We start from the raw sequence: 22883 nt of genomic DNA on the forward strand, positions 1-22883 counted from the left end.
CCCTCCTCCCCCCGGGGCAGGGGCCGCGCACCGTTCCGGCGTGCCCCGTGCCGGAGCCCGCGACGGAGCCCGCGACGGGGCCCGCGACGCCTCGGGGTCCCGGGACTCACCCCCTACACTCCGTCCCATGCTGCGCGTACTGGCCGTCGACGACGAGAAGCCCCTGCTCGAGGAGCTCCTCTACCTGTTGCGCTCGGACCCCCGGGTGCTCAGCGCCGAGGGCGCCTCGGACGCGACCGAGGCGCTGCGCCGGATCACCCTGGCGCTGGAGAGCGGGCCGGACGGGGCCGACGCCATCGACGTGGTCTTCCTCGACATCCACATGGCGGGGCTGACCGGCCTGGACATAGCCCGGCTGCTGGCCGGGTTCGCGCGGCCGCCGCTGATCGTGTTCGTCACCGCCCACGAGGGGTTCGCCGTCCAGGCCTTCGACCTCAAGGCCGTGGACTACGTGCTCAAGCCCGTGCGGCCGGAGCGGCTCGCCGAGGCGGTCCGGCGGGCCTGCGCGCAGTCCGGCCGGACCGGACATCCGCCGGGCGACGCGGCGGCCGGCGCCGCGCCGGCCGAAGCTCCTCCCGTCGTGCCGGCGCCGCGTCGGCCCGTGCCCGATGCCGGCCCCGCGGTCCCCGCCGACCACGGCCCGGACCACACCCCCGAACGCGCCCCCGACCAGATCGCCGTGGAGCTGGGCGGCGTGACCCGGTTCGTGGCGATCGCGGACATCGCGTACGTGGAGGCCCAGGGCGACTACGCCCGGCTGCACACCGCCGAGGGCAGCCACCTGGTGCGCATCCCGCTGTCCACGCTGGAGGAGCGGTGGGCCTCCCGCGGTTTCGTCCGCATCCACCGCCGCCACCTGGTGGCGCTGGGCCGCATCGACGAACTGCGCCTGGACGCGGGCACCACCACGGTCCGCGTCGGAGCGGCCGAACTCCAGGTGAGCCGGCGGCACGCGCGGGAGCTGCGGGACCTGCTGATGCGCCAGGCGATGGGCTGAGACCGGCCACGGGACCCACGGGACCGGCCACGGGACCCACGGGACCGGCCACGGGACCGGCCGGGCCCCGCCGACCGCCCGGCGCGCGGGCCGGCCGTTCACCGCGCCGGGAAGGGCGTACGGCGATCCGCCGGGGCCGTCGGCCGCAGCGCGGGCCCGGCCGGCCGCGCGGGCGACCGGCCGCGCGTATCGTGGATCTTCCGCCCCGGGAGGAAGCAGATGTCCGAAATCCAGGCGCTGCTCGACACGTTGGCCGGACTGCCCCGCACCCGTCCGGCCGGGCCGGCCGAAGCCGAGGCCCTGCTGGCCCGGCTGCGCAGCGCGGCCGCGCGCTGGGCCGACGTACTGTACGAGGCCCACGAGGGCGCGCGCGGGCAGGTGCCGCCCCGGGCGGAGGCGGCGCTGACGCTGGCCTTCCGGCGCGCCGAGGAATCGTACGTGGAGCTGGAGATCGCCCTGCGCGACTGCGCGGAGCACCGCGACCCCGCCCTCTGACGGTTCTCGGCCAAGGCGCCCGCCGGAGCGTGCGCGACGGCCTGTCGCCGGATCCGGGGCTCTGCGTAGACTCCCGTGACCCCGCCGCCCAGCCCGAAGGACCCGCCCGGTGAACCAGACGTACGCGCTGACCGCGGTCGCCGTCGTCGTCCTGGTCACGGTGCTGCTCGGCGCGCTGGGCCTGCGGATATCCCGGACGACCTCCGACTTCTACGTGGCTTCGCGCACGGTCGGCCCGCGCCTCAACGCGGCGGCCATCAGCGGCGAGTACCTCTCCGCCGCCTCCTTCCTCGGCGTGGCCGGGCTGGTGCTCCTCCAGGGCCCGCAGATGCTCTGGTACCCGGTGGGCTACACGGCCGGCTACCTGGTCCTGCTGGTCCTGGTGGCGGCGCCGCTGCGCCGCTCGGGCGCCTACACGCTGCCCGATTTCGCCGAGGCCCGCCTCGAATCGCAGGCCGTGCGCCGGATCGCGGTGCTGTTCGTCCTCGGGGTCGGCTGGCTGTACCTGCTGCCGCAGCTGCAGGGCGCGGGCCTGACGCTGGGGATCCTGACCGGGGCCCCGCACTGGGTGGGCGGGGTGGTCGTGGCCGTCGTGGTGACGGCGGCGGTCGCGGCCGGCGGCATGCGGTCCATCACCTTCGTGCAGGCCTTCCAGTACTGGCTGAAGCTCACCGCCCTGCTGGTCCCGGTGTTCTTCCTGCTCGCGGCCTGGGTGGGGGACGGCGCTCCGCGCGCCACCTTCGACGCCCCGGCGGTCTTCCGCGAGCACACCGCCGTCACCCTCGCCGAGGACGTGCGGCTGTCCCTGGACGCGCCGCTGACGGTGACGGTGACCGGCCGGGTCGACGGGCACGTCTACGAGGGCGAGCCCGTGACGCTCGGCGCCGGGCACCATTCCGTACGGGCGCACGCGCGCCTCGCCTTCGCACCGGACTCGCCGGTGCCGCAGACCCGGACCGAGGCCGGAGCGGGAGCCTCCAGCTGGTCGGAGCCGCTGTCCGGGGACCGGCCGGAGCTGCGGCTGTACGCGACGTACGGGCTGATCCTGGCCACGTTCCTCGGGACCATGGGGCTGCCGCACGTGGCGGTGCGCTTCTACACGAGCCCGAACGGGCGGGCGGCGCGGCGGACCACGCTGGTGGTGCTGGGGCTGGTCGGCGCCTTCTACCTGCTGCCGCCGGTGTACGGGGTGCTGGGCCGGATCTACGCCCCCGAACTGGCCCTGACCGGCGAGGCCGACGCGGCGGTGCTGGTGTTGCCGGCCCGGATGGTGGGCGGGACGGCCGGGGAGCTGCTGGGGGCGCTGGTGGCCGGGGGCGCGTTCGCGGCGTTCCTGTCGACGGCGTCGGGGCTGACGATGGCGGTGGCCGGGGTGCTGCACCAGGACGTGCTGTCCGCGCGCGGGGTGGGCAGCTTCCGGGTCGCGGTGCTGGTGGCGATCCTGGTGCCGCTGGCCGGGAGCGTGGCGGCGACGGACGTTCCGGTGGCGGACGCGGTGGGGCTGGCGTTCGCGGTGTCGGCGTCCTCCTTCTGTCCGCTGCTGGTGCTGGGGATCTGGTGGCGCGGGCTGACCCCGCCGGGGGCGGTGGCCGGGCTGGTGACGGGGGGTGGGGCGGCGCTGAGCGCGGTGCTGGCGACGCGGGCCGGGATGGCTCCGGCCGGCTGGCCGAACACGCTGCTGGCGTGGCCGGCGGTGTGGTCGGTGCCGCTGGGCTTCCTGACGATGGTGGTGGTCTCGATGGGCACGCGCGGGCGGATCCCGGCGGGGACGGCGGCGACCCTGGCCCGGCTGCACCTGCCGGAGGACGTGGCCGGTGAGGTGGCGGGCGACATGACGCGCGAGGTGGTGCGCGAGGTGACGCGTGACGGGCCGGCCCGCGCGGGCGGCGGCGCGCACGGCGGGAAGGGCGGTGCTCCATGACCGGAGCAGTGCTCTTGATCCTGGGGGCGGCCGGGGCCGCGCTGCTGCTCGGCGCCGGCTGGGCGGGCGGCCGGTGGCAGGCCCGGCGCGGCGAACGAGCCCTCGGCCTCGACCTGGGCACCCCCGTCGAGCGGGCCACCTTCCACACCCTGCACACCGCCTCGCTCGCCGCTCCCCCGCTGCGCGCCGGCCTCACCGAGGACGCCGCCCGCAAGGCCGCCAAACGCCTGCGCTCCCTGCTCGGCACCGAGGCGCTGTGCCTGACGGACCGCACGCACGTCCTGGCCTGGGACGGCCCCGGCGCCGACCACCACGAGCGCCGCGCGATGGTCCGGGTGGCGGAACTGCTGGACTCGGGACGCAGTCAGAGCGTGCGCACCGAGTGCGAGCGGCCCGGCTGCCCGCTGAAGTGGGCGGTGGTGGCCCCGCTGACCGGTGAGGACGGGATGCTGGGCGCCCTGGTGGCCTACGGGTCGCGGGAGTCGGCGGTCCTGGTGCGGGCCGCGACCGAGGTCGCGCGCTGGGTCTCCGTACAGCTGGAGCTGTCCGAGCTGGACCGCTCGCGGACCCGGCTGATGGAGGCGGAGATCAAGGCGCTGCGCGCGCAGATCTCCCCGCACTTCATCTTCAACTCCCTCGCCGCGATCGCCTCGTTCGTGCGGACCGATCCGGAGCGGGCCCGGGACCTGCTGCTGGAGTTCGCGGACTTCACCCGCTACTCCTTCCGCCGGCACGGGGAGTTCACCACGCTGGCCGAGGAGCTGCGGTCCATCGAGCAGTATCTGGCGCTGGCCGGGGCCCGGTTCGGGGAGCGGCTGAAGCTGACCTTGCAGGTGGCGCCCGAAGTGCTGCCGGTGGCGCTGCCGTTCCTGTGCCTCCAGCCACTGGTGGAGAACGCGGTCAAGCACGGCCTGGAGGACTCCACCGAGGAGTGCCGGATCACGATCGCCGCCCGGGACGCGGGCGCGGAAGCGCTGATCACCATCGAGGACAACGGCGTCGGAATGGATCCGGCCCTGCTGCGCCGGATCCTGGCCGGGGAGCACGCGGGCTCCTCTTCGGGCATCGGGCTGACCAATGTGGACGAGCGGCTGCGCCAGGTGTACGGGGACGGCCACGGGCTCGTCATCGAAACGGGTGTCGGCGCGGGCATGAAGATCACGGTACGGATTCCCAAATACCGGGCGGGAGTGCACAGTTCGGCCCCGGGTGGCCGAATTCCCCGGCGCTGACCGGAGCGGGAGCTGCCATCCTGGGGACGGCGCGGACGACCGGAGGGATCGCCGACGTGCGGGTCGGGCGGGAGCAGCACCGGGAAGAGCTACGGGCACGGGTACGGGCGGGCGCGGAGGGCGAAGGAGCCTGCCTGATCGTGGAAGGCGAGGCGGGCGCGGGGCGGACCGCGCTCCTGCGCGAGGCGCTGGCCCAGGCGGCCGCGCTCGACTTCCGGGTCCGGTACGGGGCCGTCGAGGCGCCGGCCCCGGAGCTGCCGCTGCGCTCCGCACTGAACTGCCTGCACCCTGTCGGCCCCGGGCGGGCACGGGTGCTGGACCTGCTGCGGGAGGCCCGGCGGTCGGCCGAGCCCGACGGGGCGCTGCTGGCGGCCCTGGACCTGCTGGCCTCCGACGTCGAGGAGTGGTGCGCGGGGCGGCCGCTGCTGCTGGCCCTGGACGACCTCCAGTGGGCCGATCCGGCGAGCCTGCTGCTGTGGCACCAGCTCGCCCGGGCCACGCGGCGGCTGCCCCTGCTGCTGGTGGCGGCCCGCCGGCCGCTGCCCCGGCGGCCCGAGGTGGAGCGGTTGTGCGCGGACCTGGGCGGCGGGCCGCGCGGGCGCACGCTGCGGCTGGAGCCGTTGACCGGGGCGGAGTCGGCCGCGCTGGTCCGGGAGGTGCTGGGGGCGGCGCCCGGCCCGCGGCTGCGCGAGGCCGCCGGGCAGGCGGGCGGCAATCCCCGGCTGCTGCGGGAGCTGCTCGCGCACTGGTCCGGGGTGATCGAGGTCGGCGGGGGCCGCGCGGAGCTGGCCCTGCCGGTCGGGGCGCTGCCGCCGCCACCGCCGGCCGTGGCCCGGGAGGCGGGGCAGCTCTCCCCGGCCGCGGGGGCCCTGCTGCGGCACGCGGCGCTGCTCGGCCCGGCCTTCACCGCGCGCGAGCTGGCCCTCGTACGGGGGCGGCCGGTGCGGGAGGTGCTCGCGGACCTGGAGGAGCCGCTGCTGGCCGGCCTGGGGGAAGCCGACCCGGAGGCGGAGCCCGCAGAGTCCCCGCAGGACGGCTCGCGGACGGGAACGGCCGGTCCCGGAACGGCGGCCGGTCCGGGAACCTCCGGAGGCACGGGCGGCGGCGCCCTGCGGCTGCGGCATCCGGCGGTGCGGCTCGCCCTGTACGCCGCCCTGCCCCGGGCGGCCCGCACCGCCCTGCACCAGGACGCCGCGCGGGCCTTCGCCGGGGCCGGGCTCGATCCCGTCCGCACTGCCGGCCAACTGCTCGGCGGCGGGGCGCTGGAGCCGTGGGCGATGCGGTGGACGGCCGAGTCCGCCCCGGCCCTGGTCGGGCGGGCGCCCGAACCGGCGGCCGCCCTGCTGCGCCTGGCCGTGGACCAGGCCGGGCAAGCCGATCAGGCCGGGCAGGCCGAGCAGGCCGGCGGGGGCGACGGGGGCGGACCGCTCCGCGAAGCCCTCGAGGACGGCCTCGCGGACGCCGCGCTGGTGCTGCGCCGACCCGAGTCCGCCGAGCTCCTGCGGGGCTTGCGGGAGCGGACCGCGCACCCCGGGCGGCGGGCCCTGCTGGCCTTCAAGCTGGTGTCGGCGCTGATGATCCGGGGGGACATGGCCCGCTCCCTGGAGGTCACCGAGGAAGCGCTGGCCGAGCACGTGGCCGACCCCCGCCTGCGGCTGCGCCTGGAGGCCTGCCGGGTGCTGGCACTGGCCGATCTGCACCGGCCCGCGCGGGCGTGCGAACTGGCCGGCCCGCTGGTGGCGGAGGCCGCCCGGCTCGGCGACCCGCTGTGCGGGGCCGAGGCCGAACACGCCATGTCCTTCGCGCTGTTCCACCTCAACCGGGGCCGGGAATCGCTGAGCCACATCGCGGCCGGGATCGCCCACGCCCGGCGCAGCCCGGCGGCCGACGACATGCGGCTGCTGCTGCTCGCCAACCAGGCGGAGGGCCACCTGCGGTTCGACGAGCCGCGGGTCTCCGCGGACGCGCTGCGGGAGGCCCGGGAGCTGGCGGCCAGGACCGGTTCGAGGGGCCGGCTGGTGGTGACGGAGGCCCTGCTGGCCGATCTCGACTACCGGTTCGGCGACTGGGACGCGGCCCTGACCGGGCTCGCACGGGCGCGGGCCGTGCCCGTGTCGGACGGCTGGCTGCCGGTGCTGACGCACGGACTGCGCGCGCTGATCCTGGGGCACCGCGGCGAACAGGAGGCGGCACGGGCGGAGTTGGCGGTGCTCGCGCCGGACGCCTGCGCGACGCGGTCGGGCCGCCGGCACTCCGCGCGCATCCTGCTGGCGCGGGCCCTGCTGGCGGAGCGCGACGGCCGCCTGCGCGACGCGGTGGACGCGTTGCGGCCCGCACTGCAGGACGGTGCGGACGAGGCGGTGGCCTTCGACCGTCCCTGGGCGCTGTCGGAGGCCGTCCGGCTCGCGCTGGAGTGCGGGGACCCGGACACGGCCCGGGCCGCGGGCGCCGCCTGTGCGCGCCTGGCGACGGCCCTGCCCGGCCACCCGGGTCCTGCCCGAACAGCCCGCCGCAGCGCAGCAGGGCCAGCGCCGGCCCCGGGTGGCCGGGCCGCGCCGTCGCCCGGCGCCCCCCGGCGGCGCCCGCCGCCCGCGCCGCGTCCGGGTCCCCGCCCCCCCGCCCGAGCCCGACCGCCGCCGCCAGCGCCCAGTGCCGGTCGGCGGCCACCGCCTCGTCCGCACCGTCCCTCAGTGCGGGCCGGACCGGCTCCCCCGCCGCGCGCCGGCGCCCGTCGCCCTCCGCCAGCCGGCCCTTCGCCGCGATCATCGCCTCCACCGCCTCGCGGTAGTCGTCGCGCAGCGAGTCCATCTCCACTTCCCCCAGCGTCGCCATCAGCGCGTCGGCCAGGTCCAGTTCGGCCTCCCGCACCGACACCTCGCCCTCCGGCGCCACGCCCTCCGGCACCCGGATCTCGTCCGGCCACAGCAGCCCGTGCATCGCGATCACGTCGTCGACGACCCGCAGCATGCCCAGCCGCTCCCGCCCCCGTAGCGCGTACTTGGCGATCGCGACCTTCCGGCTCCGCTTCAGCGCCTCCCGCAGCAGCGTGTACGGCTTCGCCGCCGTCGCCCCGCTCGCCGCGAGGTAGTACGCCGCGTCCATCTGCAACGGATCGATCTGATCGGCGGGCACGAAGGAAACGATCTCGATCGTCTTGGCGGTCGCGATCGGCAGCTGCGCCAGATCCTCGTCCGTGATCGGGATGACCGACCCGTCCGCCTCCTCGTACCCCTTGCCGATCTCGGCGGCCGTCACCTCCTCCCCGTCCAGCTCGCAGACCTTGCGGTAGCGGACACGTCCGCCGTCGCTCACATGGATCTGACGGAAGGAGATCGAGTGGCTCTCGGTGGCGTTCACGAGCTTGATCGGAATGCTGACCAAGCCGAAGGAGATCGCCCCGTTCCATATGGATCGCACGGTTCCTCCTGTTTCATGGCAATCTCATGGTATGACGCCGATCACCATGGTGGAGGGCCGTCGCATCGCGCTCAGCAACCTCGACAAGGTCCTCTACCCGGAGACCGGCTTCACCAAGGGCGAGGTACTCCACTACTACGCCACGGTCGCGGGCTCCCTGCTCGCCCACATCCACGACCGGCCGGTGTCGTTCCTGCGCTATCCGGACGGGCCGGACGGCCAGCTCTTCTTCACGAAGAACCCGCCGCCCGGCACCCCCGACTGGGTGAAGACCACCCCGGTTCCCCGCTCGGAGGACCTCCGGGCCGAACAGGTGGTCGTCGCCGACCTGGCCACCCTGATGTGGGCCGCCAACCTCGTCGTCGAGTTCCACACCCCCCAGTGGCCGGCCGGCGCCCCCGCCCTCGCCGACCGCCTGATCCTCGACCTCGACCCCGGCCCGCCCGCCACCGTCGTCGAATGCTCCGCCGCCGCCCTCTGGCTCCGCCGCCGCCTCGCCGACGACGGCCTCCACGCCTACGCGAAGACCTCCGGCTCCAAGGGCCTCCACCTGGCCGTACCCCTCGAGCCGACCCCCTCCGAGCAGGTGTCGGCGTACGCCAAGACCCTCGCCCAGGAGGCCGAGCGCGAGCTCCCCGACCTGGTCGTGCACCGGATGACCAAGGCGCTGCGCCCCGGCAAGGTCTTCGTCGACCACAGCCAGAACGCCGCCGCCAAGACCACGGCCGCCCCCTACACGCTGCGCGCCCGCGCCCTGCCCACCGTCTCCGCCCCGGTCTCGTGGGCGGAGGTCGAAGCCTGCCGCGATCCCTCTGACCTGGTCTTCCTCGCCGACGACGTCGCGGCCCGGCTGGAGCGCGAGGGCGATCTCTTCGCCCCCCTCCTCGATCCGGACAGGGCGGGGCGGCTGCCGTGATCACCGTCGCGCTCGCCACCGCCGTACGGACCCTGCCCCGCGCGCCCGGTCTCGCGTACGAGCCGAAGTTCGACGGCCACCGCCTCGTCGTCGTGCGGACCCTGGAGGGGGTGAGCCTGCAGGCCCGCTCCGGCCGCATCGTCACCGGCGCCTTCCCCGATCTCGCCGCCGCCGCACGGCGGTTGCCCGCCGGAACCGTGCTCGACGGGGAGGTCGTGGTCTGGCACGCCGGCCGCACCGAATTCGCGCTCGTCCAGCGCCGGGCGGCGGCCGCCTCGGCCGCGCGGGCCGCCGTACTGGCACAGACGCTGCCGGCCTCGTACGCGGCCTTCGACGTACTGGAACTCGCCGGGCTGGACCTGCGCGCCCGCCCGTACGAACGCAGGCGCGCGCTCCTCGTCGACCTCCTCCTGCCCCTGGGCCCGCCGCTCCAGCCGGTCCCGATGACCACGGACCCGGAGCTGGCGCAGACCTGGTACGAGACCCTGCCCGCCAGCGGCATCGAGGGCCTGGTCGTCAAGCGGATGGACCAGCCCTACCCCGCCGGGCGGCGCGGCTGGCAAAAGCTCCGCCACACCAACGTCCGCGACGCGGCGGTGGTCGGCTACACGGGCACCGCCCGCCGCCCGCTGGCCCTGGTCCTGGTCCTGCCGGTCGGGGACGAGACCCCGCTGGTGTCGAGCCCGCTGACGGCGGCGCTCCGGGCCGAGGCGGCGGCGGCCGTGGCCGCACGGGCGCGGCCGGCCGGGGGAGGCGCGGGAGACGGCAGCGGCGGCGGAGACGGGGACGGAGACGGGGACGGGGACGGCGGCGGAGTCGGGGACGGTGGCGGCACGGTCACGGCGATCGGCCTCGGCGAAGTCCCGTTCCACCCGCTGGACCCGCCGCTGACGGCCGAGGTCCGCCACACCTCGACCCGCCACCCCCCGCCGGAGGTGCTGAGGCTGCGGGCGGACATGTGACCCGCCGCGCGAGGCGCGGCGGGTCATGGCCGGTCCAATGGGGTTCGGGTGCTCGGGTGCTCAGGGTTGGCTCAGGTTTGGCTCAGGCGGGTTTGACGCCGCCGAGCGGCGGCACGGTCGGGGGCTTGCGGGGCCGCGGATTGGGATGCTCGTAGCCGGACTCCCGCTCGGCGCGCACGTCCTCCTGATGGCTGGAGGTCCGGGAGCCGAAGTTCCCGTACCCCTGCATCTCGTGCGGACGCAGCCCGCTCTCGGGGAAGTCGACGTACTCCCGCTCCTCGGAGATCTCGCGCACCGCACCGCCGTCGGGCAGGTGGGGCTGGCTCTCGGGAGAGGGGGGTGCGGGCTCGTGCGACCGGACCCGCTTGCCCAGCATGAAACCGCCGAGCAGGAAGCCGACCACGATGAGCCCGACGACCAGGAACCACGCGATGTTGGTCAGAGTTCTGTCCAACGCGAGGAAGGTCAGAGTCGTGTCCATACCTCCTAGTTTCCCGCATTCCAGATAATTCACCCGATCGAGGCCGCCGGATCCGGAACCACGGGCCCCGAACCCGCCGGGATCGGGGCCCACGGGATGGCCCTCAGCCCCTCAGCGGCCCCTCGGAATCCCGCACCCCGCGCACGTCCCGCCCCCCGAGCACCGCCAGGATCTCGGCACAGATCGCCAGCGCGGTCTCCGCCGGGCTCTGGCCGCCGAGGTCCAGGCCGATCGGCCCGTGCACCGTCCGCAGCCGCTCCTCGCCCACCCCGGCCGCGACCAGCCCCTCCCGGCGCCGCGCGGTCGTCTTGCGGGACCCGAGCGCACCGACGTACGGGATCCCGAGCGCGAGCGCGGTGCGCAGCGTGGGCACGTCGAACGCCGGATCATGGCTGAGCATGGCAAGACAGGCGGCGTCCCTCCGCTCCCCGAGCACCTTCTCGGCCTCCCCGACCGAGACGACGGTACTGACGTCCCACCCGAGCAGCCGGGCCTGCGCCTCGATGACCTCGGCGAGCTCCCCGGTCCCGCCGATGACGACGTAGGGGGCCGACGGGTACGCCTCCACGAGCACCAGCCCGGAACCCCCGTACAGCGCGTCCCGCCCGGGCCGCCGCGACCTCAGCAACTCCCCGGCCCGCCGCTCGGAGTCATCGGAGGGGCTGTCCGCCCCCCGCACCACGACACTGACGGCCTGGTCCGCCCGCTCGTTGAGCCGGGTAACGAGCGCGACCCCGACGCCCTGCCCGAGCAGCTCCCACCACTCGGCGGGGATCGCGCCCAGCGGCTGCAGCAGCACCTCGGCCTGCCCGCCGCAGGTCAGCCTCGCCTCGACGGCCTCGCCGGACCCCACCGAGACCTCGCACACCCGAGCCGTCTCCCCGGCCCCCATCGCCGTGGCCTCGGCCACGAGCTCGGCGTCGAACACCCCGCGGTACAGGGCCCCGGCGCACTCCCCGCGCGCGTCCACGAGCACGGCCCCGGCGGGATCCCGCGGCCCGAACCCCTGCTCGGTCACGGGCCGCGCCAGAAACGCGACCCGCCCCTCGGCCAGCCACTGCCGCGCCGTCTCCACCAAGTCACGCATTTCGCGCCGCCCCATCCTCACCGTCAGAGCACGCCACAAAGCACCAGGTCAGCAACACAAAGTGGCCTCCCTGTCCAACCTAGCCACCCAGACCCCGGCCCCCCACCCCCCGAACCGACAGACCCACCCCCACACCCTTCGTACGGACCACCGGAACACGCGCGCGCAACTTCCTGCGCACCCTGGACGATCCACCCGGCCAGCCCGGCGAAGGGTCCGGGGAATCGCGGTGCCCCCACCGGTCGGGCTGGTCAATGTCACGAGGTGTGGTCAGTTCCCCCCCGGGAGCCAGATCCCGGCTCCCCACTCCTCCAGCCTCGCCCGGCGGGATTCGTAGTCGGGGAGGGCCCGGTCGACCATCCGCCAGAAGTCCGGCGAGTGGTTCGGTTCGTGCACGTGTGCCAACTCGTGGACCAGTACGTAGTCCACGAGAGGGGTGGGAAGCTGCATGACCGCCCAGTGGATGTTGAGGGTGCCCCGGGCGGAACAGGACCCCCAGCGGTAGCCGAGAGGGCGTACCAGTAGCTCTGACGACGGGGCTTCTAGACACGTTGCCCATGGCTCGATTCGTCGGGGAAGCCAATGCCTTCCCCGGTCCACGTACCAGGCGACCAGGGCTTCTCCGGCTGCGCCCTTGAGCTCCTGGCGGATCCTGAGCCGGCCGTTGGTCAGGGAAACCGGGCTGGACGCCTCGGCGACGGTCTTCAGCCGGTAGCTGCGTCCCAGGTAGTAGAAGCCTTCACCGTCGGTGAAACGCCGGTGCGGGCGCCGCTGCGCGTCTACTTCGCGGTCGCGCACCTTGGCGTAGAGCCAGGGCAGCCGGGTGCGGATGAGCCCTTCGAGGGCAGCGCGGTCCGAGCCGGGAGGCACAGCGGCGAGGATCCGTGCATCGCGTTCCACCGTGACCCGGACGCTTTTGCGCCCGGGAACGGCGTGGACCTCGATGACCAACCCTCCTACGAGGAGCGGTTCGGCCAGGGTGTCGGGCATGAAGGCTTACAGATCCTTCTTGTTGTGCTGAATGATCTCTCGCACCGCGGGCGCGAGGCTGTCGACGGAGGGCTGCGTACGGTCGTTGAGAGCGAGGAGCATCCAGATGTCGCTTTGCAGGTCGTGCAGCGCGGCCGTGTTGTAGAAGAGGTCCTTGCGGGCGGTGTGCCGGACGGCGATGTCGCGCACTTCGCGCGCCAGGCCGATCAGGTCGACGCGTTCGTTGTCGGCGATGACTCCGTCTGTGATCACCGTGGTCAGTTGTTGGTAGACAGCCTGCTCCAATTTGCTGAGGCTGCGTACGTCGGCCGGTAGTCCCGAATCACGCCCCGCGGCTACATCATGCGCCTCTTGAGAGAGCGATTCGAATGCGGTGAGCTGCTGCGCCCAGTCCTCCGCGTACTTCTTGAGGACCTCCTCAAGGCGTACACGGAGTTTGTCGTAGGCGACGGGGTTCTCGTTGAAGTGGAGTTCGATGTGGTTGCGTACGGCGTGAGCCATCATCGAGGCCTTGGCCCGAGAGCTGGGCATCTGCTCGACCTTGGTCCGGAAATCATCGGAGGTGAGCCGGGTGGGCTCTATCGCGCGCTCCACGCCGAGGGCCTTGACGTGCTCGTCGATCAGCTCAGCGACACGCTCGCCGTACGCGGCGGGGTCGAAGCCGTCCTCTTCTTCACTGAAACGCTGCTTGGCCACCTGGGCGATGAACCCGAAGAGCTTGGCCGGTAGCTGGTAGGGGCGGGTGGCCTCGCGGGGCAGGAGGAGGTCTAGCGTGCTCAGGAACTCCCGCAACAGCCTGCGATATTCGATGCGCCGTTCCTCGTCCTCCAGCGTGTCCACGAGCTTGTGTACGGCGAGGGTGTCGGCGGGGTCGACGAGGGCGCGAGTGAGGCCGAGGTGGTGGCGCAGCGCGTCGCACTGGTGCTCAAGCTTGTTCTCTTCGTGCTCGAAGTCGATGGGCTTGCCCTCGGCCTCGTCGGTGGCGTAGGCCTGCATCGCTTCGTTGAGGGCCTTGGAGACGCCCGCGTAGTCGACGACGTAGCCGGCCTGCTTCTTCTCCCCGTAGGTACGGTTCACGCGGGCGACGGCTTGGAGGAGTTCGGCCTCGCGCATCCGTCGGTCCAGATACATGACCTGCTCGATGGGGGCGTCGAAACCGGTGAGCAGCATGGTGCGGACGATCAGTACTGCGGTCGGCCGGGACTCCGGGGTGAGGGCTTCCGGAACGGGGAAGGGGCTGCGGAAGGCCTCGATCGCCTTCTCCTGGGCGCTGCCGTTCGACCACTGGGCCCAGTCCTTGTCGTCCTCGCTGTCAGGAGAGATCACGGGAACGAAGTCGATGACCTTGAGCAGGGCCAGGTTCCGGTGGGCGGAGACGAGCAGACGCTGTTTGGGCGTACGGTCCTGCGAAGGAGTCTCCTGGGCCTTGGTGAGGATGCGGGCCGGTGGCCGGGCGGCCTTCTCCACCTCGGCTACCAGCTCGTCTCGCGCCTCGACGAGCGCCTCTCGGTACCGGACGGCAATCCCTCGGGAGTGGGCGACGACCTGGGCTTTGAAGCCCTCCTTCATGGCCCCTTCGACGTAGTGCCGCAACATGTGCCGGGCCTTGCGCCGGATCATGTCGTCGGCACCGAGGACGGCGGAGGACTTGGCGTAGCGCTTTTGGAGTTCGTCGTACTGCTCGTCGGTGAGCTCCTCGAACTCCTCCTGAAACGCCTCGTCCAGGGCCTCGCCCTCGGTGACCGCGCCCTTGGCGATGTGGCCTTCGTAGTAGATGGGAACGATCGCACCGTCGTCCTCGGCATCCTTGAGCCGGTAGGTGTCGATGAACTCACCGAAGGTCGTGGTGGTGAGTTTGCGGCGGTTCATGATGATCGGAGTGCCGGTGAAGCCGATCCGGGCCGCGTTGGGCAGGGACTCCATGAGGTTCTGGTGGAGTGCGGAGCCGTGAGAGCGGTGTGCCTCGTCAATCATGATGAGGATGCCGTCACGGTCATTGACCGGGCCCCAGCCGGGGGTGCCCTGGTGGGCAAGGGAGTCGGCGGCGTTCTGCCGGGCCTTCTCGCCGTCCTGCTGCTTCTGGATCATGACGAAGACGAGGCCGGCGTTCTCCAGCCCGAGCACCTTCGGCACCTGTGAGGCGCGGGTGATGACATCCGGCTTCTCACCCGCGAGAGCGGCGGTCTCGGACAGCTGGTCCTGGAGCTGCTTGCGGTCGGTGACCACGACAACCTTGAAGTGCCCAAGACCAGGGGTCGAGCGCAGTTTGCGCACCAGGAACACCATCGTCAGCGACTTGCCGGAACCCTGTGTGTGCCAGATGATCCCCCCGCGCTTGTCCTCCTTGCCGTGGACCTGCTTGGTCTCGCCCTTCTGCAGCCGCTCGATCGCCTTGCAGACGGCGCGGTACTGCTGATACCGCGGGGCGATCTTCACACGGGCGGTACGGCCCTCGGCGACCTCGACGTCCTTGAAGACGACGAAGTTCCGCACGATGTCGAGCAGCCGGTGCGGGTGCAGCACCCCGGCAACGAGCACCTTCTGGGCGCCGGCGAAGGCGTCGTCCTTGTGGAACATGGTCTCGGCGACCTGCCTCGTCTCCAACGGGTATGCGTCCCGCCAGACCACATAGTCTTTGGGGCGGGCGGTGAACGTGCCGAGCAAGGCCGTGTCGCCAGTGGTCGCGACCGTCAACTGAACGGTACGGAAGAGCTGCTCGCTGCCCTCAGGGACACCCGCCTCCTGTTTTTGGTTGGCGTACCGGCGCAGCTGCTGGACGGCCCGGTGGGCGTCGCCGTGCCCGGCCTTGAGCTTCTTGCACTCGATGACGACCAGCGGGATGCCGTTCACGAACAGCACCAGGTCGGCGATCAGCTTGCGGGGCTTGCCGTGGTCGTCCCGCGCACCGGGGATCGTCATCGGAAACTGGGAGACGACTAGGAAGTCGTTGTTCTCCGGCACCTCCCAGTCCACGAACCGCACCTTCTGGGCTCGCCCGCCGTCCCACCCATCCACTCCGGGGACGGCCACCCCCTCGATCAGCGCTTCGGTCGCCGCCTCATTCGCGGCCACCAAACCACCGCCGCGAGCGCCGCCCCTGACGAGTGCCGCAATCGCTGCCGCCGCTCGCACGTCGTCCACCCACGTTGCCCCGTCCGGCATTCGATTGAGCCGATCCAGCCGGCTGCGGAGAATCCCGGTGAGCAGCGCACCATCCGCACCCTCCCGGATGTACCGCTCGGCTCCGGCCTCCTGCAGCTCCGCGCCTTGCTTTCCCACCGCATGCCGCCACCCCATACTCCGATGAATCAGCTGCGCGATCAACGGCGCTTCCACGTACTTGTACTCGGGGCCGGACATGAGCGGTGCGATCTCCTTCGAGTGAATGGCACGCAGGGGGCTGGGTGCGAACACTATTGTGCTATCTGTTACCGCGCCCCGGAGGTGCTTTCCGTCGACAACTGGGGTGATGCGCCTTCAGAGGTGAGGTCATGTACCAGACTTCGGCCGATCTTTTCGATCTTGTCCAGTGCCTCTTGCTCTTTCCTGATTGCGTCGTTGAGTGCACCCAGCTTTACTGACCATGCTCTTTGAGTGGGGAGATCTGGTGCACTTAGCTGAAACTCTCGAAAGTCTCGGAGGTGGATATGATTAAGGCCAGTTCCCGATGAGAGCTTTCGGAGCTGAGTGAAGAACTGTGGCGAATCGAAGAACATGCAACCATATTGGGGATCCAGCAGGAGGGGGGCCGTTCTGATCAGTGCCACTGAGACGAAGATGCTAAATTTCGGCACCTGCTCAGGGACGACGCGCGCCACGCCCAGTGTGCCGTCTTTGGAAACGAGAATATCTCCGGCGGAAGGATCTGCCCGTCGGGAGAAAATTGCATGATCTTCTTCGGAGATGTAGCGAACCGGATCCATGGAAATTCCGGTGCCGCGCGTCAAATTCTCTACAGTGACAAAAGGGACGCCAGATTCACGGTAGTTTGGGGTGTGGTGTACGCCATCGACAATGAGGGTGGTGAGCTCGCCGAGGGTTGATTGCCTATATTCCCCATTATTGGACATGGCGTGCCGAATGAGATCCTTTCGGATCGAAAACAGCTTGCGCAATACTCTCTTGTGGTGGCCCTTGCTGTGGCTGATTTCGTCAAGGATTTCGGAGATCTTCCGCTGTTCCCCTAGGGGCGGCAGCGTGATTTCATAGTCGAGTAGATCTCTGTCTGAGAAGTTTACTTGCGACTCCGCCATCCCTGTTTTGCGGGTTTCTAGATATTCTTGAACCGGCCGGGATGTCAGGGCTAGTGAAAGATATTTGGGTACGACTTTATTTGAGTCCGGCCGCAGGAGGATCATTTTGCCTGAAACGATGAGGCGTGGCCGCGTGTGTGTGACATAGGCGGCGACGCCTACGCGGTGTCGAGGGCCCGCTTTCGTTACGCAAATATCGCCCGGGTGGACTTCCTTTGAGTGGATTCCCCAGTACTCCTCAGGGAGCGCCTTGTGTGCACTTTCGTTCCAGCCGGCCCAGGTGATCGCGGTTGTCTTAAGCAGGCCCCATTCGGTAGATTCTTGAATCTCGCGTTCTTCGCAGATTGGGCTAGGGCCCGATGCGTGATGCAGGAGGAGATCGCGAACTCTATGCACTTCCCATTTGGTGAATGCTTGGCTAGGCATATCCCAACTCCTTCAGGTACTCACGCAGACGCTTGGCTGAGGCTTCGCGTTCCTGCTCCAGATGGGCAAGGGTGACTGCGTACTTCTCGCCCCAGTTCCGGAAAGCGTCGATCAGGGCGCGGCGGTCAGAGGTGACGAAGCGGATCATGCGCGCGTATAGGTCGGCGTTCAGGAAACCGAGAACGACTTCCTGGGCCTGGGTGCCGGTCAGCTTATTCGCTGCGGATTTCAGTTCGTTTACGAACGAGGCCTTCAGTGCGGTCAGTTCCAGCTTCGCCGCGCGCTGCTTCTTTTTTAGAGCGGCCAGTTCCTTGGGCGGCAGGACCTCAGACAGGTCGAGTTCTTCTTCGTCCCCGTCTTCTTCGCCATCAGCGTCGCTTGCCTTGGAGGTCTTCTTCGGCGGCGATCCTGCCTTCACCTCCGCGTCCAGTTTGGCGACGAGCGCCTCCACCGTCTCCAGCTGCTCCACGTAAGCCGGGATCAGTTCGGGGACCAGGCGGTGTTCACGGGCCTTGCGCATCGCGGCCCGGTGGCGGGCCTTTGTCTTGGCATCGGCCTTGGCCGATGGCTCTTCGAAGGCTGAGGCGATACTGCGGACCCAGCCGTCGATGAGGCCGTTGAAGTCCTTGGCCATCAGCACGAGGAGGTCGTTCTTCGTGTCGAACCACCATGCGGCGACCGTGCCGGCCAGCTGGTGCTTGTCCAGTACCCCCACGGGCTCCAGCGCCTCGGTGAAGGTGGTGAGCAGCTCTTTGCGGGCCTGCGCCATCTGCTGGTGGACGGGGAGCTTCGCCAACCGCTCGGCGTGCTCGTCCCACCAGGTATGGAAGGCCCGCCCGAGGAGCACCTCCAACTCCTCTGCCAGCCCGGGGATGCGGGCGGCCGTCGCCTCGTACCCCTCCTGCAGGAAGTCCACATAGTCGGGGTCGCCGTCCCTCACCCGGAAGAGCGCGCCTTCCGGGTCGATGCCGAAGGCCTCGAACTGCGCCTTGCGTGCCGCGATCTCGGTCCTGGGCACGCCCCCGTACAGATGCGCCCGCACGTCCTGCGGCTCCGGGGCGGGGGTGTTGTCCACGTAGCGGCGGATGTTGAGGTTGTAGTCGTTCCTCGCGAGCTCTTCGAACTTCACGACCCGTGCGAAGCCGGGGATCTCGGCCCGGTTCTCGTATGCGGAGACGATCTTCTCGGCGTGTTGGGCTTCCAGCAGGTTCTGGGTGCGGCCGGTGGTGATCTCTCTGTCGGCGTTGATGAAGAGGACGCCGTCGCGCCGGTCTGCGGGGACACCGTCGCGGCCGCGCAGGACGAGGATGCACGCTGGGATGCCCGTGCCGTAGAAGACGTTGGGGCCGATCCCGATGACGGCTTCCAGGCGGCCCTCTTCGATCATCTGCTTGCGGATCTTCTGCTCTTCCCCGCCACGGAAGAGCACTCCGTGTGGCATGACGGACGCCGCGATGCCGTCTGCCTCCAGCACGGCCAGCACGTGCTGGATGAACATGAGGTCGGCCTTTTTGCCCGATTCCGGTGTCCAGCCGTACGCCATCCGCTCAGCGAACTTCATGCCCTCGCGGCGGTAGTTCTGTGCGAACGGCGGATTGGTGAGGATGCGGTCGAAGCGCTGGAGCTGACCGTTCTGGATGTGCTTGGGTTCGGCGAGGGTGTCGCCGTGGTGGATGATGCCGTCGGCGACACCGTGCATGAGGAGGTTCATGCGGGCCATGGCCCAGGCGCTGCCGTTGTCCTCTTGGCCGTACACCGCCAGATGGGACCCGTCGCCCCCGTGGTCCTGCACGTATTCCTTGGACAGGATCAGCATGCCGGCCGATCCGCAGCACGGGTCGTAGACGGACATGCCCGGCTGCGGTTTGACCAGCTGGTTCATCATGCGGATGACCGAGCGCGGGGTGTAGAACTGGCCACCCTTCTTGCCGCCCTCGTCGGCGAATTCGCCGATCAGGTACTCGTACGCGTGGCCCAGAAGATCGGGGAACTCGAAGTCGTCGTTGCTGAGCCGGTACTCGCTGAAGTGGTCGATGAGCTGCTGGATGACCGGCTTGGTCAGCTTGGTGTTGCCACCACGGCTCTCGGTGAAGCTGATGTAGGAGAGCACACCGTCGAGCGCCTGGTGGTTGTGGTTCTCCAGTTCGGCAAGTGCGATGTCCAGCGCCTTGCCTGGCTCGGTCCGGGACTCCCGGACGATGCTGGACCAGCGGGATTCCTGCGGAACGTAGAACTCGTGAGCTTTGTAGGCTCCCCGGGCCTCGGAGATCATCTCTGCTTGCTGAGGGCTCTTGCCCTCGGCGACGAGCTTCTTGACCAGTGCGGCACGTGCCACGTCGAACTGGTCCGAAGCCCGCTTCAGGAACAGCATTCCGAAGATGTAGTCCTGGTACTGCGCGGCATCCATCTTGCCGCGGAGGATGTCCGCCGCCGCATACAGATGCCGCTCCAGCTGGGGCAGCGTGAGCTGTGCCACTCGGGTCTCTCCTTGTTCATGCGTCCCACAGGAAACGCATCCTGTGGCATAACGGCCCAGACTGGGACCGGGCTACGACATTCGGTTCGTCCTGCGTGTCCTTGGCGCCCGCCGCTCGGGCAGGTGCCCCTCGGGTCGGGATGCTCCCGTATCCGGGAAGTCCTCGCCCAGGAGTTGTGTGAACAGCCCCTGCCGGACCGCGTCGAGGCGCGCGAGCATGCGGTGCTGGATGTCGGCCTGCTGGGCCATCTCGCCGAGCGCCCCAGCCAGTAGACGCTGGGTGCGCAGGTCGGGCAGAGCCACCCCCAGCCCTTTCACGGCGGACGCCGTGAGGCTGGACACCGTGCCCACCTGGGCATAGGAGAGGAGCTGATCCGCCACGGGGGGGTGGGCCAGATAGGACGAAAGGTAGAGCGGGTCCACGCGCTCGGTATCTGGGCGGATCCGCATGCACGAGGAGTGGTAGACCCAGCCTTGATCACGGGCGGACTCTTCGATCAGGGCAACCCGCCCGACTGCCCCCAGGCGGACCAGCATCAGGTCCCCAGGACGCAATCCGTAGCGGTTCAGGCTGGCTGGAGCATCCGGGAGCCGGCGAAGCGTTGACACCTCGATCCGCCCGGTGCGTGTGACATCCGCCGGGGTCACCACCGGAGTGCCGGAAGCGTCGGTCGCGAGATCGACGAAAAGGTCGCTGGAGGGGCTCGCGGTGACATCGCAGCATTCACCCAGCGGCGCGAATTCCCACCTCATGCGCCCGCACCTCGACGCTGCGGGCAGACGCCGGGACGAGCGGCCAGCAGGTACGGGATCGCGATGTCCGCAGCGGAAACCCGCAGTGCGACCGTCTCGGACACGTACCCGATGACGGTGAGCGCGGAGCTGCGGTCGGCGACGAGGTCCCGTCCGCCGATGCGCTCCTGATGCGCCATCTTGTTCCGCAGGATGCGCAGGTGATCCACACGCTCATGGAGTTCCACGCGACGCCCTTTGAAGTGCGGGAAGGCGGCGCGCATGGGGCGCCACAGCTGGGTCTCGTAGTCAGCGCCACGACCCATGAGCGAGACCCAGAAGCCGAGCGGCACCTCTCGCTGGATGGCGGTGGGCGACAGCGGGACACGCGCACGGTGCAGCTTGCCCTTGGCTTCCCTGATCTTCTTGTTGGTCTCGTAAGTGAGGTGAAGGTTCGGGGCTTCCCACCAGTCCTCCTGCCCGTAGTGCAGAACGAGCCTGGCCGAGATGGCACACCGCAGGACGTTCTCCACGTTCCGGAGTACCTCGTACGTGGCCTTGGAGATGTTCGTCTCCCAGTCGGACCACGCCAGCGCCTGCCGGCAGGCAGCGGAGCAGAGGGTGTCGGGATCGGCGTACCTGGTGGCGTCGATCATGCGGATCAGGTTCATCTCGTCGGTCGTGGCGCACTGCATGGAAGTCCCCCCGAGGGTCCGTGTTGCGTATCCAAGGACCGGGGATTACGTTGGACTGCGTAAGCCCCGGTGTGTGCCTCTGCTCGCAAGCGCCCCGGGGCATAGTCATGCCCGGAACACCCGGCCTATGGGAAACCCTGCGTCACGGCTCGAACGTTTGCGTGCATGAGTACGGTAGCACAACCATTGGCCATGACCTGCATCAGGCGTATGTGAATACACAACACCTCGCAGGGCTTCGCTCCAGAGGGGGAGGCGACTCTCGGGAGCGACTCACCCCGAACCACCCGACGACGTCGAACAAGACCGCGGGCTTGACGGCGCGTCTGAGCCTCGACGAGCTCGGCTGCTTTCTGCGCGAGGCTGTGTCCAACCCGCTTGCCCTGCTGCCGCTGCTGGTGGCGGGCGAACTGCCGCTGCTGGGGGAGTTGGCCCTCAGGCACGCTGTCTCCGCTGCTGAACACGCTGCTGGTCAGTCGAAGCCCGTCTGCGCGGCGGCGAGGTGACGGGTCCGGTTCACCCCTACGGGGTGACCGGACGGCGCTAGCCTGGCCGGGTGAATGCGCGTACCGCCCTTGTGAAATGGCTGGGAACCCTGGCTCCTCAGCGGCTGACCGCGTTGCTGGAGGAGCGGGATCTGCCGCTCGCCGCCGAGTACCGACGGATCACCACCCTGCGCGAGCTCGCCGAACACCTGCTCACCGACGAGTCGGTGGGCCAGGGCCTGATGGCGGGCACCGCCGGAGAACTGGAATTGCTCGCTTCCATCGCCGCCCTCGCCCTGGAGCGGCACGGCCCCGTAGCCGGTGGCGAGGCCGAGGACGGGCCCCGGTATCCCTGGCAACAGCGGAAGCCCGTTGCCGCGGTGGAGCCCGCGGACCGACTGGTGCCCGAGCGGGACGTACTGGCCTGGTTCGAGCCGGGGGAGAAGCGGCGGCGGGCGGAGCACACGCTCGCCCGACTGCGGGAGCGCGCGCTGTTGCTCCCCGCGCCCAAGGGGAAACTGGCGCTGCCGCCGCTGTTGCATGTCCGGGCCACTGGGTTCGACGGTTACGGGCGCACCGCCAACCGGCTGCTGACCTACGCCTACAACGCCCCCGAGGTCAAGCGGATCGCCGCAAACCTCTTCGGCGAGGGGGCGGCCCGTACCCGCGACCAGGCCCAGGAGCTGATCACCGCTCTGCTCGCCGATCCCGCCCGGGTGCGGGCACTGGTGGCGGGCGCTCCGGTCCGGGCGCTGGAGCTGCTGGACCACCTGGTACCCGGCCCGCCGCTGCTGCGAACCCACTGCTTCGTCGGCCGGTATGGGGCACAGTACGCGAGCCCGGACGCCAAGTACGTCTTCCGGGAGGGCGGCAGCGGAGACCAGGGCACCGACTGGCTGGCCGGGCGCGGACTGCTGATCCCCTCCGGCCTCGACCTGGTGGAACTTCCGTACGAGGTCGCCCGTGCGCTCCGCGATGAGGGCGCGGCGCCCAGCCCCCGGCTGGAACCGGAGCCGTTCACCGCCACCGCGCCGCTGCCGTCCGGCTGGGAGGGCGAGGGTGGCACGGCCGCCGCGGCGGCCGCCTGGCGGGCCGAACTGGTACTGCGGGCGCTGGCCGCCAGCCGGTCGCGATCCGCAAGGCGGGCGGGATCGCCGTACGGGACACCCGGCGGCTGGCCAAGGCGGCCGGGGCCGATGAGGCAGGCACCCGGCTGTGGCTGGACCTCGCGGTGACCGCCGGACTGGCCGCGCCCCGGGACGACGAACCGGCCCCCGCTTCCCGCGGCCGCCGGAACCTCAAGGCCCCCCAAGCCCTC

The 22883-nt window shown here is 70.7% G+C and carries 16 protein-coding genes and 2 pseudogenes; 9 read left to right on the top strand and 9 right to left on the bottom strand.

What is annotated here, in order from left to right; genetic code table 11:
- Positions 1–127 precede the first annotated feature (127 nt).
- The 5 genes and pseudogenes from DRB96_RS24300 to DRB96_RS44905 form a co-directional block, all read left to right on the top strand.
- Positions 128–997 carry a LytTR family DNA-binding domain-containing protein gene (locus DRB96_RS24300; protein WP_112450368.1) on the top strand — a complete coding sequence of 290 codons (870 nt, stop codon included), beginning with the start codon at positions 128–130 and terminating at the stop codon, positions 995–997.
- A gap of 219 nt (positions 998–1216) precedes the next feature.
- Positions 1217–1492, top strand: a complete 276-nt coding sequence (locus tag DRB96_RS24305) for a hypothetical protein (RefSeq protein WP_112450369.1) — start codon at positions 1217–1219, stop codon at positions 1490–1492.
- 109 nt (positions 1493–1601) lie between these two features.
- Positions 1602–3413: a cation acetate symporter gene (locus DRB96_RS24310; protein WP_112450370.1), complete on the top strand. Its 1812-nt coding sequence runs from the start codon at positions 1602–1604 to the stop codon at positions 3411–3413.
- On the top strand, positions 3410–4645 hold the full coding sequence (locus DRB96_RS24315; RefSeq protein WP_112450371.1) for a histidine kinase: 1236 nt from the start codon (positions 3410–3412) through the stop codon (positions 4643–4645). The genes DRB96_RS24310 and DRB96_RS24315 overlap by 4 nt, the downstream gene beginning before the upstream one ends.
- Positions 4646–4701: 56 nt before the next feature.
- Positions 4702–5157 (top strand): annotated as a pseudogene (locus DRB96_RS44905) (ATP-binding protein); the annotation flags it as partial.
- Positions 5158–7396: 2239 nt separating this feature from the next.
- On the opposite strand, the pseudogene DRB96_RS24325 reads toward DRB96_RS44905, so the two are convergent.
- Positions 7397–8062: pseudogene (locus DRB96_RS24325) on the bottom strand (Ku protein); the annotation flags it as partial.
- A 31-nt stretch (positions 8063–8093) separates the two neighbouring features.
- Between DRB96_RS24325 and ligD the strand changes: the two are divergent.
- Together ligD and DRB96_RS24335 are read left to right on the top strand one after the other, a co-directional pair.
- Positions 8094–8978 (top strand): non-homologous end-joining DNA ligase, encoded by an 885-nt coding sequence (gene ligD / locus DRB96_RS24330; RefSeq protein WP_112450372.1) that lies wholly within the window; start codon positions 8094–8096, stop codon positions 8976–8978.
- Positions 8978–9940, top strand: coding sequence for an ATP-dependent DNA ligase (locus DRB96_RS24335; RefSeq protein WP_112453679.1), 963 nt, complete (start codon positions 8978–8980; stop codon positions 9938–9940). Before ligD ends, DRB96_RS24335 begins: the two co-directional genes overlap by 1 nt.
- Before the next feature lie 82 nt (positions 9941–10022).
- Here the strand turns inward: DRB96_RS24335 and DRB96_RS24340 are convergent, their stop codons facing one another.
- From DRB96_RS24340 to DRB96_RS24375, 8 genes are all read right to left on the bottom strand, one after another.
- Positions 10023–10421 (bottom strand): DUF6479 family protein, encoded by a 399-nt coding sequence (locus DRB96_RS24340; protein WP_112450373.1) that lies wholly within the window; start codon positions 10419–10421, stop codon positions 10023–10025.
- Positions 10422–10524: 103 nt separating this feature from the next.
- On the bottom strand, positions 10525–11508 hold the full coding sequence (locus DRB96_RS24345) for an XdhC family protein (protein ID WP_112450374.1): 984 nt from the start codon (positions 11506–11508) through the stop codon (positions 10525–10527).
- Between the two features lie 270 nt (positions 11509–11778).
- Positions 11779–12498, bottom strand: coding sequence for a SprT family zinc-dependent metalloprotease (locus DRB96_RS24350; protein ID WP_112450375.1), 720 nt, complete (start codon positions 12496–12498; stop codon positions 11779–11781).
- A 6-nt stretch (positions 12499–12504) separates the two neighbouring features.
- Positions 12505–15858, bottom strand: coding sequence for an HsdR family type I site-specific deoxyribonuclease (locus DRB96_RS24355; RefSeq protein ID WP_112450376.1), 3354 nt, complete (start codon positions 15856–15858; stop codon positions 12505–12507).
- A 68-nt stretch (positions 15859–15926) separates the two neighbouring features.
- Positions 15927–17177, bottom strand: a complete 1251-nt coding sequence (locus tag DRB96_RS24360) for a restriction endonuclease subunit S (RefSeq protein WP_112450377.1) — start codon at positions 17175–17177, stop codon at positions 15927–15929.
- Positions 17170–19653 carry a class I SAM-dependent DNA methyltransferase gene (locus DRB96_RS24365; protein ID WP_112450378.1) on the bottom strand — a complete coding sequence of 828 codons (2484 nt, stop codon included), beginning with the start codon at positions 19651–19653 and terminating at the stop codon, positions 17170–17172. Before DRB96_RS24365 ends, DRB96_RS24360 begins: the two co-directional genes overlap by 8 nt.
- Positions 19654–19725: 72 nt before the next feature.
- Positions 19726–20406, bottom strand: a complete 681-nt coding sequence (locus tag DRB96_RS24370; RefSeq protein WP_112450379.1) for a restriction endonuclease subunit S — start codon at positions 20404–20406, stop codon at positions 19726–19728.
- A complete protein-coding gene (locus tag DRB96_RS24375; RefSeq protein ID WP_112450380.1) occupies positions 20403–21080 on the bottom strand; it encodes a hypothetical protein in 678 nt (225 codons plus the stop codon). Before DRB96_RS24375 ends, DRB96_RS24370 begins: the two co-directional genes overlap by 4 nt.
- 314 nt (positions 21081–21394) lie before the next feature.
- Between DRB96_RS24375 and DRB96_RS24380 the strand changes: the two genes are divergently transcribed.
- Both DRB96_RS24380 and DRB96_RS24385 read left to right on the top strand, forming a co-directional pair.
- On the top strand, positions 21395–21586 hold the full coding sequence (locus DRB96_RS24380; RefSeq protein ID WP_112450381.1) for a hypothetical protein: 192 nt from the start codon (positions 21395–21397) through the stop codon (positions 21584–21586).
- Positions 21587–21636: 50 nt separating this feature from the next.
- Positions 21637–22800, top strand: a complete 1164-nt coding sequence (locus DRB96_RS24385) for a hypothetical protein (RefSeq protein WP_162688697.1) — start codon at positions 21637–21639, stop codon at positions 22798–22800.
- Positions 22801–22883 lie beyond the last annotated feature (83 nt).

Origin of the sequence: Streptomyces sp. ICC1 (assembly GCF_003287935.1) — a bacterium.
Lineage (GTDB): Bacteria > Actinomycetota > Actinomycetes > Streptomycetales > Streptomycetaceae > Streptomyces > Streptomyces tritrimontium.